This window comes from Pseudomonas sp. DTU12.3 (assembly GCF_004124275.1).
GTDB classification, from domain to species: domain Bacteria; phylum Pseudomonadota; class Gammaproteobacteria; order Pseudomonadales; family Pseudomonadaceae; genus Aquipseudomonas; species Aquipseudomonas helmanticensis.
On the sequence record NZ_CP027218.1, the window covers coordinates 3,470,398 to 3,488,712 of the forward strand.

Sequence of the window (18,315 nt, forward strand, 5' to 3'; positions counted from 1 at the left end):
ACGAGCATAGCGCTTGAATTTACCGCGACCTTGAACAGTCACTGACAATGCAATGAATAAAAATTCACCCTCGGGTGTTAACCCTATATTGCCCACGAGGATGACCCATGAGCGTTACGACCACTGATATGCCCGTCCGTTACGACCGACTGACCATGACCCTGCACTGGCTGACTGCCGCGCTGGTGATCGGCCTGTTTGCCTGCGCGCAGATTTGGGAGCAATTGCCCAAAGGCACGCCATTGCGCAAAGAGCTGCAGGCATTGCACATCTCGTTTGGCATCTTGCTGGCCGTCATTGTTGTCGGCCGGGTGCTCTGGCGTTTGTTCAAGGGGCGGCGCTTGCCGCCGGCGAACAAGGGTGCACTGAACATTCTGGCGAAAACCGCACACCTGGCGCTGTACGCGCTGCTGTTGAGTCAGATCGTGCTGGGGTTCTTCTTGCGCTGGGCGCAGGCCGAACCGTTCAACTTCTTCGGGCTGTTTGATGTCCCAACCCTGATTGCCTTCGATAAAAGCATGAAGTCGGTGTTTGGCGGCCTGCATGAACAAGTAGCGTGGGCCATCATTATCCTCGCCTCTTTGCACGCGATCGTCGCACTGGTGCATCACTACGGCCTGCGTGACAACACCTTGCGGCGCATGTTGCCGGGACGTGTTTCCAACTGAAACGACACTTTCACTCTGGAGCCTTGCCCATGACTATCCGTTCCGTTATGTTCGCCGCCCCGCTGCTACTGGCGGCTGCCATGTCCAGCCATCTGGCCTTCGCCAATGGTGACGACGACGAGCCGGTGCAGAAGCCTGAATGCCCGAAAGGCCAGGTCTGGGACAGCAAAACGCAAAAATGCGTCTTGCAGACCAGCAGCCTGTTGCCCGATGCCGACCGCACCGATTACGCCTATCGTCTGGCCAAGGCTGGCCGCTACGAGGAAGCACTGGCGTTGCTCGACACGCTGAAACAGCCGAACACCGCCAAGGCGCTGAATTATCGCGGGTACGCCACGCGCAAACTCGGACGTACCGACGAAGGCATCAGCTATTACCTGCAATCGGTGAAACTCGATCCGCAGTACGCGCAAGTGCGCGAATACCTCGGCGAAGCCTACGTGATCAAGGGCCGCGTCGACCTCGCGCAAGAACAGTTGCAGCAGATCCGGTCGATCTGCGGCACGGCGTGCGAGGAATACCAGGACCTGGCGCAAGCCATTAACGACTCATCGAAAACCTGACATCAATAGCGGAGGCCATCATCGTCAGCGATCAGGCATTCAGAGCGGAACTCGGACAGCATCTGGCGCGATTGTGGCGCTACGGTCTGCTGCTGTCGCGCAATCGGCATGTCGCCGAGGATCTGGTGCAGGCGACCTGTGTGCGCGCGCTGGAGCGTTCTGCTCAATACATCGCCGGCACGCGCATGGACCGTTGGCTGCTGAGCATTCTGCATTCGATCTGGCTCAATGAAGTACGCGCGCGGCGTGTGCGTCAAGGCGCGGGCCAAGTCGATGCCGACGGCCAGTTGGCGTTCGATGGCGAATACGCCGCGCAAACCCATGTGCTGGCCGCGCAAGTGATACGCCGCGTCGATGCCCTGCCCGAGACCCAGCGTGAAACCGTGTATCTGGCTTATGTCGAAGGCTTGTCCTACCGCGAAGTCGCCGAGGTCCTGCAAGTGCCGATCGGCACGGTGATGAGCCGCCTGGCCACCGCACGCCTGAAACTCGCCGAATACCCGCCGCTGCAAGCGGTGCCGAAAACCACCGAAGGAGACCGGTCATGAACACACCTTCGGATGAACAACTGGTCGCGTACCTGGACAATGAACTCGACCGCGAACAGCGCAGCCAACTCGACAATGCGATCGCCGACGATCCGCTGCTCAGCCTGCGTGTGCAATGGCTCAGTCGCAGCAATCTGCCGTACAAAGCGGCCTACGATGAACTGGCGCAGCAAGCGCCATTGGAACGCTTGCAGGCTCGACTCGACGGCATTGCGTCACCGGAACATCCGGGCCTGAGCCGACGCCGGTTTATCGGCGCGACGGCCGCCACTCTGGTGGCTGGCGGCGTGTTGGCCGATCGACTGTTGCTCGGCTGGCAAGCGCAGCAAGACCACAACTGGCGTGAATTGGTCGGCGACTACATGGCGCTATATGTCCCGCAGACGCTCGATCATCTGCCGGCAGACGAGGCGAGTCAGCGCGCGCAGTTGCGTACGGTGGACGCGCGGCTGGGCCTGAGCCTCGCACCGGCTACGCTAAAGCTGCCCGGCGCCGAGTTCAAGCGCGCGCAAATGCTTGAATACGATGGCGTGCCGATCGCGCAAATAACCTATCTCGATGCCAGGCATGGCCCCATGGCCTTGTGCGTCACCCGTTCCAACAGCGGCAGTCAGCCGCTGGCTCACGAACGGCGGCACGCCATGAACGTGGTGTACTGGACCGAACGCGAGCACGCGTGGATGTTGATCGGGCATAACCCGGCGCCGGAGCTAGAGGTTCTGGCCAGGCATTTGATCGAACGACTGAGCGCATGACGGCCTCTGCCACTATCCTGTGCGGGTGATTATCCAAGGAGGACATACCGATGCAGATTTCCCCACGCAGCGCGCTGCTGGTCATCGACGTACAGAACGACTTCACCCCCGGCGGGCAATTGGCCGTACCTGAAGGCGATCAGATCGTCCCGCTGATCAACCGACTCGCCGGCCTTTTCAAGCAGGTCATCATTGCCCAGGACTGGCACCCTGCCGGGCATGCCTCGTTCGCCTCGAGCCATCCCGGGCGCAAGCCTTACGATGTGATTGAGTTGCCCTACGGCCCGCAGACGCTGTGGCCGGATCATTGCGTACGGGCCACACCCGGCGCCGGGTTCCATCCAGAACTGGACCTGCCCCACGCGCAACTGGTGATTCGCAAAGGCTGCAACCCGGACATCGACAGTTATTCGGCGTTTCTCGAAGCCGACCGCACCACGGTCACCGGGCTCGCCGGCTATCTCAAGGAGCGTGGCATCGACACGGTCTATATGGTCGGACTGGCGCTGGATTTCTGCGTGATGTTTTCCGCGCTGGACGCACGCACGGCGGGCTTCAACGCATTTGTCGTGCTGGATGCCTGTCGGGCGATCGATCTGCAGGGCTCGCTGGCAGCCGCGACCGAGCGCATGCAACTGGCCGGGGTCGGCCTGATCCAGTCAAACGACCTCATCTAACCCGGGTAGGAGCTGCCGCAGGCTGCGATCCTTTGATCTTAAAAACAACATCAACAGATCGTCCGATCGCGGCCCGAGCCTGCGGCAGCTCCTACATGGTTTCAGGGAGTGGGTAGCCATAGCCGGAAGCGGGCGCCGCCCAATGGGGAGGATTCAACGGTCAACGTGCCGCCCTGCGCTTCCAGTGCCCGGCGGCTGATGGCCAGCCCCAGGCCAAACCCACCGGTGGCCCGATCGCGGCTGCGGTCCAGGCGGTAGAACGGCTCGAAAATCCGTTCGCGCTCATCATCCGGGATGCCGATCCCGTCGTCGTCGACCCAGATCTCACACCCTTCGCCATTCACCTGCACGCCAATCTGGATGCGTTTTTCGCAATAACGCATGGCATTGCGCAGCAGGTTCTGGATAGCGCGGGCGGTCAGGCGCGGGTCCAGCGAGAAGCGTTCGAGCTGGCCATGCAGCAACACGTCAATGACGATTTCCGGCGACTCCAGTTCCTCGTCGACGCTGCCGAGAATGCTGTCGATGAATTCGTCCAGCGAGACTTCTATCTGCTCTGGCAATTGCGCCGGGTTTTGCAAGCGGCTGTAGGACAGCAGCTCAAGCACTAGCTCATCGAGTTCACGAATGTGCGCGACCAGACCCTGCAAACGCTCGCGGCTTGCGGTCGGCAAGTCGTCAGACAGCGCCAGCGCAAGGCCGAAATCGAGGCGCGTCAGCGGTGTACGCAGCTCATGGGAGACGGCGTTAAGAAGGTCGCGTTGCTGATTCAGGAGGTTTTCGATGTCGCCGGCCATGGTGTCGAAGACGTTGGCCAGACTGCCGATGTTGGAACTCTGGGCGATTTTCGTGCGTTCGCTCAAATGGCCTTTACCGAAGCGTTCGGCGGTGCCCTTGAGGCGTTCGAGATCGCGCCAGTGCGGGCGCAACCACAGCAGCAGGCACGCCAACAGGCTCGCGCCGATCAGCACGTTGATACTCCAGTACAACAGATTGACGTCCATCGGGTCCGGCGGCACGACCATTTGCACCGCCATGTCGTCATTCAGCGGCGTCACCGCTAACGTGCGCCAGCCCCAGTCACCGATGCGCACCACGTTTTCGCCACGGCGCAGGCGTTGCTGCTCGATCGCAGTGAAGTCGGCGTCGTCGATACGCGCGAGGACGATGTGCAACGGCTGGAAATCCTTGTCCATCGACGCCGCAATCGCCGGCCACTGATCGTGCGGCGCAGCATGGAACTGCTTGGTGATCAGCGATTGCAGGCCGCGCGAATAATCGAGGTTGTAGGTGACGAAACGATCACGGAACGCCATGACCACCAGGTCCGGGACCAGATAGATCGCCGCGCTGTACGAGATAATCGTCACCAGATACAGGCGAAACAGGATGCGAAACATCAGCTCAGCATTCCCACTCGGAACGGCTGAACAGATAACCCTTGCCCCACACGGTCTTGATCTTGCGTGCCTCGCCGGCGTGGTCGTCGAACTTGCGCCGCAGCTTGGAGATCGCGACGTCTACCGAACGGTCGGTGCCGTTGAATTCGATGCCGCGCAAACGTTGCAGAATCTGGTCACGGCTCAGTACTTCGCCGGCATGCCGGGCCAGCACGACCAGCAAGTTGTACTCGCCGCTGGACAGTTCGACCAACTGCTCGCGCCAGGTCACGGTGCGCTCGGACAGATCAATGCACAGGTTGCCCATGACGATGCGATCGTTGACCGTCAACGGCTCGCCGAGGCTGCTGCGGCGCAACAAGGTACGCACCCGCGCCAGCAGGACACGCGGCTCGCAAGGCTTGGTGACGTAATCGTCGGCGCCCATTTCCAGGCCCAGCACCTGATCGTGGCTGTCATCGCGGGCGGTGAGCATCAGGATCGGCAGCGTCGCCGAGTCGGCACGCAGCAAGCGGCACACTTGCAAGCCGTCGAGGCCCGGCAGCATCAGGTCGAGAATCACCAGATCCGGCGGATTGACTCGCGCCCGCTCCCGTACGTGATCGCCACGGCCGATGACGCTGACGGAATAGCCATTGCGCTCCAGATAGCTGGAAATCAGTTCGGCGAGGGCGGTGTCGTCTTCGACCAGGAGGATGTTGGGCATGGAGGTGTTCCAGAAAGTGCGGTGGCGACATTGAAGGCCTCATCGCGGGCAAGCCCGCTCCCACAGTGTTTTCGGTTGTTCACATGATTTGTGTCCACAACCGATCCCTGTGGGAGCGGGCTTGCCCGCGATGGCGATGCAACTGTCGCAATAAATTTCAAGGGCTAAAGGATATACGCCCTCACCCGTCCCTGAGTAAAACCCTTACACAATTTCACACAGCGCCTACAAAGCTTCACCGCTACTCTGCGCGACTGGCCGTAGGATGCGCGCATCAATATTGGGGGTGGTAAATGTCGAACAAACTGTTGGCCGGGCTCGGCCTGATCGCAATGGCGCTGACGCTGAGTGCCTGTGACTCGTCCTCGAAAGCCGAGGAACAGGCGCCACCGGCCACCGTGCGCATCGAAACCATCGAGGCCCATCCCCTGTCGATCAGCAGCGAACTCAGCGGCCGCGTCGCGGCGCCGCGCATTGCCGAAGTGCGCGCACGGGTTGCCGGCGTGGTGCTGCAACGGACCTTTCGCGAAGGCAGCGACGTGAAAAAGGGCGACGTGCTGTTCCGCATCGATCCGGCGCCATTCAAGGCTGACCTCGACAGCGCCGAAGCCGCGCTGCGCAAAGCCGAAGCCAATGCCTTCCAGGCGAAATTGCAGGAACAACGCTACGCGCAATTGATCGACGACAAAGCCATCAGTGCTCAGGACTACGACAACGCGCGCGCCAATGCCCGGCAAACCGCCGCCGATGTCGCGGCGAACAAAGCCGCCGTCGAACGGGCGAAACTCAATCTCGGCTACGCCACCGTCGTCGCGCCGATTTCCGGGCGTGTCGGTCGCGCACTGGTCACCGAAGGCGCGTTGGTCGGGCAGAACGAAACCACGCCGCTGGCGTTGATTCAACAGCTGAACCCGATTCACGCCGACGTCACGCAATCGACCCGCGAGCTCAACGAACTGCGTCGCGCGTTCCGCTCCGGGCAGTTGCAGGAGGTCGGTCAGGATCAGGTCAAGGTCACGCTGATTCAGGATGACGGCAGTCTCTATGCGTTACCGGGCAAACTGCTGTTCAGCGATATCACGGTTGATCCGGGCACCGGCCAGATCATCCTGCGCAGCGAATTCCCAAACCCCGATCTGGACCTGCTGCCAGGCAGTTTCATCCGTGTGCGCATCGAACAGGCGAAGATCCAGAACGGTATTACCGTGCCGCAACGCGCCGTTCAACGTGACAGCGCCGGCATCGCGCAAGTGCTGACCGTCGACGCGCAAATGCGTGTGGCGCAGCAACCGGTGCAACTGGGCGCGGTGCAAAACGATCGCTGGATCGTCACCGGCGGACTCAAGCCCGGCGACCGCATTGTCATTGAAGGCCTGCAGCACGCCCGTGCCGGCGAAAAAGTGCAGATCGACGACACCCCTCTTCCACTTGCCCAGACTTCTGGTCAGTAAGCAGGACGCTTTTCTATGCCGCAGTTCTTTATCGACCGCCCGGTATTTGCCTGGGTCGTCGCGCTGTTCATCCTGTTGGCCGGTGCGCTGGCCATCCCGCAATTGCCGGTGGCGCAATACCCCGATGTCGCGCCGCCGCAGATCGAAATCTATGCCGTGTACCCTGGCGCGTCGGCGCAAACCGTCGATGAAAGCGTGGTCAGCCTGATCGAAGAAGAGCTCAACGGTGCCGATCACCTGCTGTACTTCGAATCGCAGAGCAGCCTTGGCAGCGCGACCATCAAAGCGACCTTCCAGCCCGGCACCCATCCGGAACTGGCGCAGGTCGACGTGCAAAACCGTCTGAAAGTGGTCGAGTCGCGCCTGCCGCAAGCGGTCAATCAGCAAGGCTTGCAGGTGGAGAAGGTCTCTTCCGGTTTCCTCTTGCTGATCACCCTGACGTCCAGTGACGGCAAGCTTGATGACGTCGCGCTCAGCGATTATCTGGCGCGCAACGTGATGAACGAGATCAAGCGTCTGGATGGCGTCGGCAAGGCGCAGCTGTATGGCGCCGAGCGAGCGATGCGCATCTGGATCGATCCGCAGAAACTCATCGGTTTCAACCTGACGCCGGCTGACGTCAACGCCGCCATCGTCGCGCAGAACGCCCAGGTTTCCGCCGGCAGCATTGGCGATTTGCCAAACCCGTCCAGCCAGGAAATCACCGCGACGATTCTGGTCAAGGGCCAGTTGTCGACGCCGGAAGAATTTGCCGACATCGTGCTCAAAGCCAATCCCGACGGCTCGACCGTGCGCATCGGTGACGTCGCCCGGGTCGAGGTTGGCAGTCAGGAATATCAGTTCGGCACGCGCCTCAACGGCAAGCCGTCGACCGCCGTCGGCGTGCAGCTGTCGCCGGGTGCCAACGCGCTGAACACCGCGACGCTGGTGCGGGCGAAGATGGATGAGCTGGCGCGCTACTTCCCGGCGGGCGTGGAATACAAGATCCCGTACGACACTTCACCGTTCGTCAAAGTCTCGATCACCAAAGTGGTCTACACCTTGGGTGAAGCAATGTTGCTGGTGTTCGCAGTGATGTTCCTGTTTCTGCAGAACGTGCGTTACACGCTGATCCCGACACTGGTGGTACCGGTGGCATTGATGGGCACGTTCGCGACCATGCTGGCGCTGGGTTTCTCGATCAACGTGCTGACCATGTTCGGCATGGTTCTGGCCATTGGCATTCTGGTGGACGACGCGATTGTCGTGGTCGAGAACGTCGAGCGGATCATGGCCACCGAGGGTTTGTCGCCCAAGGAAGCCACACGCAAGGCGATGACGCAGATCACTGGCGCTATCATCGGCATCACGCTGGTGCTGGTGGCGGTGTTCATTCCGATGGCGTTCATGCAGGGTTCGGTCGGGGTGATCTACCAGCAGTTCTCGCTGTCGATGGCCACCTCGATTCTGTTCTCGGCGTTCCTCGCCCTGACCTTGACCCCGGCGTTGTGCGCGACACTGCTCAAGCCGATCGCCAAAGGCGAACACCACGAAAAACGCGGGTTTTTCGGTTGGTTCAACCGCCGCTTCGAACAGCTGACCGAGCGCTATCAGGGCTGGGTCGGTTATGCGCTGAAACGCACCGGTCGCTATCTGCTGATCTACGGCGTGTTGCTGGTCGGTCTGGGTCTGCTTTTTGCGCGCCTGCCCTCCTCGTTCCTGCCGGTCGAAGACCAGGGTTACACCATCACCGATATTCAGCTGCCACCCGGCGCGACCAAGAACCGTACGGTGCAGGTGGCCGAACAGTTCGAGGCGCATAACGCTGGCGAACCGGGGATCAGCGACAGCGTGGTGATTCTCGGTTTCAGCTTCTCCGGCAGCGGGCAGAACGCAGCCTTGGCGTTTTCGACCTTGAAGGACTGGTCGCAGCGCGGCAGCGACGACTCGGCAAGCTCGATTGCTGATCGCGCCAATATCGCCCTGAGCCAGATCAAGGACGCCATGGCTTTCGCCGTGCTGCCACCGCCGGTCGACGGCCTGGGCACATCGAGTGGTTTCGAATTCCGCTTGCAGGATCGCGGCGGCCTCGGCCACGCAACATTGATGCAGGCGCGCACCGAGCTGCTAGCCGCCGCCGAGAAAAGCCCGGTGCTGATGAACGTGCGTGAAAGCGCACTGGCCGAAGCACCGCAAGTGCAACTCGAAGTGGACCGCAAACAGGCCAATGCGTTGGGCGTGTCGTTTGCCGACATCGGCAGCGTGCTGTCTACCGCCGTCGGCTCGAGCTACATCAATGACTTCCCCAATCAGGGACGGATGCAGCGCGTGGTCGTACAGGCCGAAGGCAGCCAGCGCAGTCAGGTCGATGACCTGCTGAAGATGCACGTACGCAACAACAACGGAAAAATGGTGCCGCTGTCGGCATTCGTGCAGGCCAAATGGATTCAGGGCCCGGCACAGTTGACCCGTTACAACGGTTATCCGGCGATTGCCATTTCCGGCGAGCCGGCACCGGGGCACAGCACGGGCGAAGCCATGGCCGAGATTGAACGTCTGGTTGCCCAAGGCCCGAAAGGCCTGGGCCAGGAATGGACCGGGTTGTCGTTGCAGGAGCGTTTGTCCGGCAGTCAGGCACCGATTCTGCTCGGGTTGTCGTTGCTGATCGTATTTCTCTGCCTGGCGGCACTGTATGAGAGTTGGTCGATTCCAACTTCGGTGTTGCTGGTGGTGCCATTGGGTGTGCTCGGCGCAGTACTCGCGGTGACACTGCGCGGGATGCCCAACGATGTGTTCTTCAAGGTCGGCCTGATCACCATCATTGGCCTGTCGGCGAAGAACGCGATCCTGATCATCGAGTTCGCCAAGAGCTTGTATGACGAAGGGCACGACCTGATCGATGCGACGTTGCAGGCAGCGCGTCTGCGTCTGCGTCCGATCGTGATGACGTCGCTGGCGTTCATTCTCGGCGTGGTGCCACTGGCCATCGCCACTGGCGCCAGTTCCGCGAGCCAACAAGCCATCGGCACCGGCGTGATCGGCGGAATGATCACCGCGACGCTGGCAGTGATCTTCGTCCCGGTCTTCTTCGTCGTCGTCATGAAGCTCGTACAACGATTCACCAGGCACTGATGCGGCAGCGCCTACAAAAGCAAGGTTGTGTGAGCTATGGTGCTGGGACAGTCCACCAAGTGAGTCGCCATGCGCTTTCTCGCCCGTACCCACCCTCGCCTCTCCGCCGCCGCGCTGGTCGGTCTCGCCACCGGGCTGCTCGCTCCCGCTGACTCGATCGTCAGCAAAATCCTCATCGGCTGGAATGCCGGGGTCTGGACGTACCTGATCCTGATGCTTTGGCTGACCATCCGCGCCAAAGCGCCGGACGTCAAACGCATTGCCGAAGTCGAGGATGAAAATGCCGGACTGGTGCTGTTCGTCGTCTGCATCGCCGCTTTGGCCAGCCTGGCCACCATTACTGTCGAGCTGGCTGGCAGCAAGGACCTGGAGACCACCCGTAAACTGCTTCACTACGGTTTTACCGCGCTGACGGTGATCGGCTCATGGATGCTGATCGGGGTGATTTTCTGCGTCCACTACGCCCGGCTGTTTTACACCTGGGACGGCAAGGAACCAGCGCTGCGCTTTGCCGAAGGTCTGACGACGCCCAACTACTGGGACTTTCTGTACTTCTCGTTCACCATCGGCGTGGCGGTTCAGACGGCGGATGTCGGCGTGGCAACGCGGGATATACGCAAGATCGTGCTGGCGCAGTCGTTGATAGGTTTCGTATTCAACACAGCGATTCTGGGGTTTTCGATCAATATTGCGGCGGGGTTGTTCGGTTAAAAACCCAAGCGTTTCGCGAAGTCAAAAATCACAGAAAAAAGGCGCTGTAAACTGTCAAAGCTGACAGTTTACAGCGCCCCTGAGTTCAGGCTTCCATACAACATCCAGAAGTAGGACGGGTCAGTCTTTGGATGTCCTTAACCATTATGTATGGAGAAAAAACATGAGCTTCGCAGCCCGAGCCTACGCGGCAATCCTTCCGACTTCAGCCCCAGCCTATTTGTCCGCCACGATCAATGGCGATGCCAATCCGAGCTTCAGGTTTGTCAAAATTCCTGAATTCAAGGAGTTTCGCTCAACCTCTATCCCTTCTCTCAAGCTGGAGCACTACCCCGAGGGCAAGTTTTACGTACTGACTGCAGGACAGACCGAAAATGGCAAGACGCAGACGATCCAGTTTGTTTTCGCCACCAGTCCTCAAACAGGCACCTATTCACTGTCGAAGGACATCGACGATGTGAGAAGTACCTACTACTCTGATCCTGCGAATGGAAGTCTTCACGTCTGTGAAAGCGGAAGCATCACAGTGCAATATGACGACATCGAAAAAACCCTGAGCGGAACCTGGACCGGCGCTTATGACCATGGTGGCGCGGATGGCGATCAACTCTTCCCAATCACTGGGGAATTTACCGCTGACGCCGATCTGAATCGAAAATGAATCACCGGTTACAATCAATAAAAAAGGAAGCTGTAAGGCTTCCTTTTCTTTGTAACGCGGATCAGCCTCAGAGGCTAATGCTCAACCCGACACTCCCTCCCAACTCCTGATCAACCTTGCTACCACTGCTGGTTCCAACTTCGGCATACACCTGCCATTTGCTATTGGCTGGAATCCAGTTCAGGCCGCCGGTGAATTCAAGGCTGGTACTGGACAAGTCATTATTGAAATCAGTGTCGTTGACGCTGACGCGGTTGTTATTGACGAACTCGTGGCTGACGGCGGCGCGAAGTCGCGGCTGCAGCTTGCTGCCATTGTCCAGCGTGAGCTCACGTCCCACCGTCATGCCGACCTTGCCAAGTACCGAGCGAGTCTCGTCGCTGTCTACTTGCAAGCCATTGTCCAGGTGGTAACGCTTGCCCTCAACGGCCGCTACACCCAATTGTGCGGAAGGCTCGATGAAATAACCGCGGTTCAAGGGAATGTGCTTGCCGACTTCGACGGACCCACTCAAACCCAGGTTATCGAAATTGCCTTTGGTTCGAGTGTCATCGCTCAAGGTGACTTTGACATCGTTTTTGAATCGGTTGATTTTGCCAACGGTATCCACGTAATACCCTGTCGCTTGATCAAACCAGGTCAAGTAAAGACCTGCATAACCGCTGTCAATCTTACCGGAACTGCCTCGCGCCAGATCCAGACGCGTACTGCTGTACCCGCCAAAGACACCGATCAACCACTGACCATCCCAAAATGGCAATGCTCGATCCAACCCCACCGAGACACCTGTCTGGTTTTGATTGAAGCCGTTACCGTAGGCGCCTTTGACGTTGTACTGATTGCCGTAGGTTCGAACCCAGAGGCCTGATGAAGAATCTTGAGCATTAGAGTTCAGTGCCCCGGCCGATTGTGCCCTTGGCTGAGTGCCGGCCATGCGCCGGTCGCCCAGACGGGTATTGAGGGTGGTCATTTCGGAATAAATGACCGTGGGCGCGGTGCCGGCAATGGCCATTGCTGTTTGTGAACCTGTGCTCGGAGTTGTCGCATCGGGTCGCAGGAAAAGTCCTTCGCCCTCCCTCACCAGTTTGTAGGCCAGAGCGCCAACATCCACCTGCCCGTTCCTCAGGGAAAACTGCGCATCCCCAGCAGCAATGTTGGCCACTCGGACTTGCGTACCGTTGACAGCCTCGCTCGCAGTAGCAGCAACCACCAGTTCGTGCTGGCCGGTGGCGGATTGCGTGACATTAAGAAAGTCAGTTGCGCCCGTGGCTACGTCGGCATCCATGAGGAATCGACCGTTGCCGGAAAGGTTGGCTATATCCAGGCGGGTGTACTCCAACGGCGCACCAAAACGCACGCTGCCCCCCTGCATTGCAAGGTTTGCCAACGAATTGTTGCCGATCATGTGCCATTCCGCACCACGGCTGATGGACATGGCACTCACGCCGGTAACTGCACCGTGCAGGAGCGAGTTGTTGTCCAGCGTCACCACACTGTTTCCGGAACCCTGAATATTACCGGTGAGTGTGCTTTGAGTTTCGAGCGAAACGGAGGCAACGTTGAGCAGATTGCCGTCAAGACTGGCATTATTCCGCAAGAAAACCTCGGCGCTTCCACCGTCAGCGACATCTATGTTGCCAGCCAAAGTACTGTTATCGACCTGAAATCGAGCCGCTGCCCCATCGATGACCTCGAGGATATTGCCGTTGCCGCCGATCAAGCTCGAGCGGTTACTTATTTCAATCAACACGGGTTGACCGGCGGGCGTCGCAAAATCGACATTGATCGCTGCGCCCGTGCGGCCTTGTACGGTTGAACCATCCACCTTCAGTACGCTCTGTGCAGTCACATCGGCGGGGTTCAACAAAGTGTCCTGCCCGAACATGACGCCGTTAAGCTCGCCAATGACCCGACTGCCCGCACTGACGTTGGCGTTGCCGCCGTACAACTCCAGGCCAATCCCATCGGCATCGGTTCCTTCTGCATGGGTACCGACCAGATTCAATGTGCTGAGAGATGTAACCGCTGCACCGGATGCTCCCCCTAGCAGCGTACTCCCCGTAACGGTTGCAGTTGATCCAACCGGAATTTGCAGATCACGAGCCAGCGACATGGCCCGGCCATCGCTGGTCAGCGTACTACCGGTCACGGTCGCTGTGCTGTCGGTCAAGCTAAGCGCGGAGTCGAAATTGCTACCGGTCACCGTGGATCCGTCCAGGGTCACACGGGTATTTGCAGAGGCGTCAATCTGAGAAGTGATGGCGGAAACGGCATTTAATGCGCCACCGCTGGCAACGATGTTCAGTGCGCCAGCACCATCGATGTTGAGAGTGGCGGTAGCAGGAATAAACCAGGCTTCCGGTATGGTGCCGGCGGAGACGGTTTCCACCTCGCCAGGATTAAGATTTCGTGAAAAGGCAGACGCTGAAAGCGCCATTAGCATCGCCGCGTACGAAAGCATGCCAGTAAATTTTAAAACTGTCGGCCTTAGTCTCTTTTCAAACGTCATAGTCACTACTCTTTGAGTTCTATCGGGACGGAAGAAAGAAGGGTTCAAAAATGCACTCCATCGGACGACCGTCGTTCGCGGCGTCGGAGGATACCTACAAACTAGAACCATCTATGTAGGACTAATCCTTTTTATAGGTGGGTTTAATCCTTCACCCTCGAAACACACTGCGTAATTTTATCCAGCAGAGAGATAGCACCGCCGGAGAAAGCCCTTCTCCCCCCGGCGAATGCAGTCAGTTTTTTGACTTTGGATTATGGAGCAGGCTCCCAGCCTGGTTCCGATTCGCAGTACAAGAAGTCCGCGTTGAGCAAGTAAACAATCATCTCCGCGACCTCCGACGTAGGCACGGTCGGTGTAGAGTTCCAGACCTTCACATAACCAGCATAAAACTCGGAGGGATCCGGAGTGGCATCAGGTGGTCGTGGAAGATCGCGGACATTGGGCTTATACGGCACTTTGAAAAGCATACCCGCCGTCAGTTCTGGCCCGGTGATAGCGCGGGTCTCGGTGAATACCGTATTCACAGGTGCATCGATTGTATAAGCAGCGTCATGCCATCCTTGCCAATGGAAGGTGATGTCCATTCCATCGACATAATGGGCATTGGGTAGAACTCGAAATACCGCCTCGTGAGTTGGGCCGGGCAAACTTTCGCAAATAATGAGGTCAGGATCCGAGCCATCGGACGGCGGCCGTACGAATTCCGGCTTTTCAAGAACAATCACTACAGTATTGACAATTAACGGCGTTTTAGCCGCCGCCAGAATATTGTTGCGACCAGGATTCTCATACATCCACCAAACTTGTTTCGTCCCCAGCCCGCCTGGGCCGACAATGCTGTACGGCAAAGGCACTCGAATGACGGTGTTGATATTTGTGTCGTCCAGCGGCGTTGAACTGACAACAATTTCGCCCTGGTCCCCCAGGTACATCAAAGTGGCCAGATCACCCGCTTCGGGATCTGGGAACGTCCCGCCACTAGCAGGCGACAGATCGATAAGAGCCGTGGCCGTTTGATTGACGTCCTGTGGGCCGAGTGTGTTGTCCACTACAGGCGGCTGTCCGCGCACGATCAGTGGCCGGAACTCGGGATTGACCTCAGGGGGTGGCGTAGTAGGGTCGACGGTATAAGGTGGGTGCGTCGAAAAGTCCGTTTTTACGGTAATCAAATTGTCATCGATTGATAACCCGGCACGCATCAAATCAGCTTTGACCAGCGCATCCACCTCATAATCCGTGCCAGTCTGATTGGCGAAATACTCGGTGCTCAGATCCGCCCAGGCAATCTGGAAAACCAGTTTGGTGAGGGCGCCGAATGGCAGATCCCGGGCTGGTTGGGCTCCCCACTTGAGGCTCACGACATCAGTGTTCAGTGTATCCACCAACCTCGTGACTTCCACAGTGACACCTGCGCGCGCGTCCTTTAACTCGATCAGACCATCGGCGTTTGCCGGGACGGTCACTACACCCAGTTTGGGAAGTGGCAGGAAACGTACGTTTCTGAAATTCACAGCCCACGCGCTTACGTTGCCCGCGACATCAGTAATGATGAACCAGATGAATACCCTGCCGGTGACCACTTTACGTAGCTCCACAGTCGGAATGACCACCTCACCGTTGGCGGGCATAGGCCCGTCAAAAAAGGGCGCGACCTGCGGAGGGTTGGTACGCTGACCTGCTACGTACAGGGTCACGTGGTCATCTGGTTGAGGGTTGGCGTAAGACCTATCAATCGCTACTCGCAAGCCGGCTGCATTGCCCGGGAGATTCGCCCACGTGTCGTCAAGGTCCCCGGGGGCATTGGGAAACGTAAATACCGGAGGTGTCTTGGCGCCGGGGGTCTGCCCGGGATTCGTACCCGTCTGCAGAGGCTTCGCCTGCCCGACCGCCGTACGGTCGATGAACAGCTGCTTGACAGGGCCGGTCAAAGGATTGAGCCCGTTCTGGTAAAGCACGGAACGGACCCAGATAGGCGTCGGACCTGCCGGAGTGGCATCTTCGCCTAGAAACTGGGTGGGCACTGTGATCGGGAAGTCCAGAGGTCGGCCACTCACGGCACCGAGAGAAACACGCGGCAGCCGCGTGAATTCAGATGGCTGTGGGTTAGCGGATGGCTGGGTTCGCGTGACATCCAGAGCAATCTGATCCCTGTCGACGGGAGCCGACCAGACGTTGGTCTTGACCGTAAGTGTCAGCGCGCCTCCCACGGGAATTGCAGCAATTGGAATGATATCTGCGTTTGGGCCGCGGCCATCCGGTAACTCGGGAGTTGGCGCCACCAATATTGCACCGACCTGCCCCGCAGTTCCAGCTTGAAAACTTGTCATGTGTGTTCTCCAATACTCTGAAAAATGGATTTGAATACTTCCTTCTTCGACAAGGGCGTTATCGCCGACAACAGTCGCCTTTCTGTTACAGCAACATCGTTATGTAATCCAATTTGCATTCGAACAAAAACCACTACTACCCGGAATCACTCTGTCTATTTTCACCGGGCCTGTAAAAGAGCTGAAAATTCCAACTCCATTTCGCACTAACAAATATTTAGCCGTCGCTGAATCGTTCTCACGCATAGGTTCGATGTGTGCAGCGAACGGTCTTATTACAATCAAGACCGGTCGTTTGTTGGCTACATCCGTTACAGGAGCGGTAAATATAAACTCGGGAGTTAAAGCCGCCCCCGATCCGTTCAGTGAATCCCACCCTTGCCAGGCAAGCCTGATCACATCGCCTGGCTGAAACAGGTCATTGAACGGAATCAGAATACGTACTCCCTCCCAGATGAATAATGAATCAGGATCCAGAGGGTTGTTTTTTTTGCAGCCGATATATCCCCAAAGAGTTGCATCGGGAAACGTTGCCTCTTTCAACAACTGCGGAGGCGGTGTAATCGCAAACGTCAGGCGTCGTGATGGCGAAGTTGTCAGGTTGACCGAGCGTACGGTGTAATTAATTACGAATGTAGCCAGATTGGGAAGCAAACCCGGCCCGATCCGAATACGAAACTCGGGGGCATTGTCGGCAGCACCATATTCGGCCCACGCAACGAAGTTCGGATTTCCGACGATAAAGATCTCGACACGGTCAATACGCGTATTTGGAAGTGCAGGAAACGCTGGCCAGATATCGATGATGCAGACAATTCCGTTTTGCTTCGCATCCGGTGGCAATGTCCCGGCCGGATCCGACGGGTCGACCCCTTCAAATCGCGGCAGATCGAGTAAAATGCCCGCGTTGAAGGCGCTGCTTTTGGCATTGGGGTCATTGGCTGACATGGATAATTTCTCGTTCTTCATTCGCCCTTCACATGCAAGAAATTAAGCGCCCGTATCCAGTAGTTGCCTACTGTCAGATCTGACAGGTAAAACCACCGCTCGTCGGAAACGGTAAGCAGATTCAACTTCCCTCCAAACACACCAGTTGACGACTACCGCAACAATGGTGTTTCCTGAAACCGGTTTCAGACAATAAGAAGACCCAATCGTGAACGATTTCTCCGCCGCCCAGCGCAGCCGCGTCACCATGCTCGACGTCGCCGAACACGCTGGCGTGTCCAAGGCCAGCGTCTCGCGTTTCATAGGCGATGACCGTGCCCTGCTCTCCGATGCCATTGCCCAGCGCATCGAGCAGGCGATCGCCGAACTCGGCTATCGCCCCAATCAGATGGCCCGAGGTTTGAAACGCGGCCGCACGCGTCTGATCGGCATGCTGGTGGCCGATATCCGCAACCCTTATTCGATTGCCGTGATGCACGGGGTGGAGACCGCTTGCCGGCGGCACGGCTACAGCCTGGTGGTGTGCAACACCGACCGCGATGACGAGCAGGAACGCCAGCACCTGGCGCTGTTGCGCTCATACAACATCGAAGGGCTGATCGTGAACACCCTTGGCCATCACCGTGACGAACTGCATGAATTGCACCGCGAAATGCCGCTGGTGCTGGTCGATCGCAAGGTCGATGGCCTCGACAGCGATATGGTCGGACTGAACAACCCGCAAGCCGTTGAGATGGCGTTGACGCACCTTGAACAACGCGGCTATCGCGATGTGCTGTTGGTGACTGAGCCGTATGACGGCACCAGTTCGCGGATCGAGCGGGTCAGTAGTTTTCAGGCGCAGGCAGCTCAACGCTCGCGACTGAGCGGGACTGTGCTGGAAACCAGTGATGATCTGGGCACGCGTCTGCAGAACTTCCTCAACACGCCGGCAGTCGGGTCAAAAGCGTTGTTCTGCGCTAACGGCGTAGCGGCGTTGGCCGCGACCCAGGCGTTGCGCGAGATTGGCTGCCGGTTGTTCGAGGATGTCGGGCTGATAGCCCTGGATGATCTGGATTGGTATCCGCTGGTGGGCAGCGGGATTACCGCGCTGGCGCAGCCGACGCAAGAGATTGGCGCGCGGGCGTTTGAGTGTTTGCTCAGGCGTTTGCGTGGGAATAATGAGGTGGCGCAGGTGGTGGATTTCGCGCCGGTGCTGATTGAGCGTGGGTCGACCCTTGGGGTCGGTGGTTGAACTGACGCCTTCGCGAGCAGGCTCGCTCCCACAGGGTGATCGC

At 58.5% G+C, this 18,315-nt stretch carries 15 protein-coding genes; 10 read left to right on the plus strand and 5 right to left on the minus strand.

Annotated features, from left to right (window positions below):
- Positions 1–107 precede the first annotated feature (107 nt).
- The 5 genes from C2E19_RS15760 to pncA all read left to right on the plus strand — a co-directional run bounded on the left by C2E19_RS15760 (position 108) and on the right by pncA (position 3,211).
- Positions 108–668: a cytochrome b gene (locus C2E19_RS15760; RefSeq protein WP_129393957.1), complete on the plus strand. Its 561-nt coding sequence runs from the start codon at positions 108–110 to the stop codon at positions 666–668.
- Positions 669–697: 29 nt separating this feature from the next.
- The gene (locus C2E19_RS15765; protein ID WP_129393958.1) at positions 698–1,231 is read left to right on the plus strand and encodes a tetratricopeptide repeat protein; all 534 of its coding nucleotides are present in this window, start codon (positions 698–700) and stop codon (positions 1,229–1,231) included.
- Positions 1,232–1,293: 62 nt separating this feature from the next.
- Complete coding sequence (locus tag C2E19_RS15770) at positions 1,294–1,779, plus strand: sigma-70 family RNA polymerase sigma factor (protein WP_372238484.1); 486 nt, start codon at positions 1,294–1,296, stop codon at positions 1,777–1,779.
- Positions 1,776–2,534 (plus strand): anti-sigma factor, encoded by a 759-nt coding sequence (locus C2E19_RS15775; RefSeq protein ID WP_129393960.1) that lies wholly within the window; start codon positions 1,776–1,778, stop codon positions 2,532–2,534. Before C2E19_RS15770 ends, C2E19_RS15775 begins: the two co-directional genes overlap by 4 nt.
- A 50-nt stretch (positions 2,535–2,584) precedes the next feature.
- A complete protein-coding gene (pncA, locus tag C2E19_RS15780) occupies positions 2,585–3,211 on the plus strand; it encodes a bifunctional nicotinamidase/pyrazinamidase (RefSeq protein WP_129393961.1) in 627 nt (208 codons plus the stop codon).
- Positions 3,212–3,312: 101 nt separating this feature from the next.
- On the opposite strand, the gene C2E19_RS15785 is transcribed toward pncA, so the two are convergent.
- Positions 3,313–4,611, minus strand: coding sequence for an ATP-binding protein (locus C2E19_RS15785; RefSeq protein ID WP_129393962.1), 1,299 nt, complete (start codon positions 4,609–4,611; stop codon positions 3,313–3,315).
- A 4-nt stretch (positions 4,612–4,615) separates the two neighbouring features.
- Positions 4,616–5,317: a response regulator transcription factor gene (locus C2E19_RS15790; protein WP_129393964.1), complete on the minus strand. Its 702-nt coding sequence runs from the start codon at positions 5,315–5,317 to the stop codon at positions 4,616–4,618.
- A 293-nt stretch (positions 5,318–5,610) separates the two neighbouring features.
- Here C2E19_RS15790 and C2E19_RS15795 point away from each other — a divergent pair, with 293 nt between their 5' ends.
- From C2E19_RS15795 to C2E19_RS15810, 4 genes are all read left to right on the plus strand, one after another.
- Complete coding sequence (locus C2E19_RS15795) at positions 5,611–6,768, plus strand: efflux RND transporter periplasmic adaptor subunit (RefSeq protein ID WP_129393966.1); 1,158 nt, start codon at positions 5,611–5,613, stop codon at positions 6,766–6,768.
- A gap of 15 nt (positions 6,769–6,783) precedes the next feature.
- On the plus strand, positions 6,784–9,879 hold the full coding sequence (locus tag C2E19_RS15800) for an efflux RND transporter permease subunit (protein WP_129393968.1): 3,096 nt from the start codon (positions 6,784–6,786) through the stop codon (positions 9,877–9,879).
- 69 nt (positions 9,880–9,948) lie between these two features.
- Positions 9,949–10,590, plus strand: a complete 642-nt coding sequence (locus C2E19_RS15805; RefSeq protein ID WP_129393970.1) for a DUF1345 domain-containing protein — start codon at positions 9,949–9,951, stop codon at positions 10,588–10,590.
- Positions 10,591–10,753: 163 nt separating this feature from the next.
- The gene (locus C2E19_RS15810; RefSeq protein WP_129393972.1) at positions 10,754–11,251 is read left to right on the plus strand and encodes a hypothetical protein; all 498 of its coding nucleotides are present in this window, start codon (positions 10,754–10,756) and stop codon (positions 11,249–11,251) included.
- Between the two features lie 67 nt (positions 11,252–11,318).
- Here the strand turns inward: C2E19_RS15810 and C2E19_RS15815 are convergent, their stop codons facing one another.
- From C2E19_RS15815 to C2E19_RS15825, 3 genes are all read right to left on the minus strand, one after another.
- Entirely contained in the window at positions 11,319–13,760 is a 2,442-nt protein-coding gene (locus C2E19_RS15815) for an autotransporter outer membrane beta-barrel domain-containing protein (RefSeq protein ID WP_129393974.1), read from the minus strand.
- Positions 13,761–14,014: 254 nt separating this feature from the next.
- On the minus strand, positions 14,015–16,090 hold the full coding sequence (locus C2E19_RS15820; protein ID WP_129393976.1) for a hypothetical protein: 2,076 nt from the start codon (positions 16,088–16,090) through the stop codon (positions 14,015–14,017).
- Positions 16,091–16,189: 99 nt separating this feature from the next.
- Entirely contained in the window at positions 16,190–17,038 is an 849-nt protein-coding gene (locus C2E19_RS15825) for a hypothetical protein (protein WP_129393978.1), read from the minus strand.
- 208 nt (positions 17,039–17,246) lie between these two features.
- Between C2E19_RS15825 and C2E19_RS15830 the strand changes: the two genes are divergently transcribed.
- Positions 17,247–18,272: a LacI family DNA-binding transcriptional regulator gene (locus tag C2E19_RS15830; protein WP_129393981.1), complete on the plus strand. Its 1,026-nt coding sequence runs from the start codon at positions 17,247–17,249 to the stop codon at positions 18,270–18,272.
- Positions 18,273–18,315 lie beyond the last annotated feature (43 nt).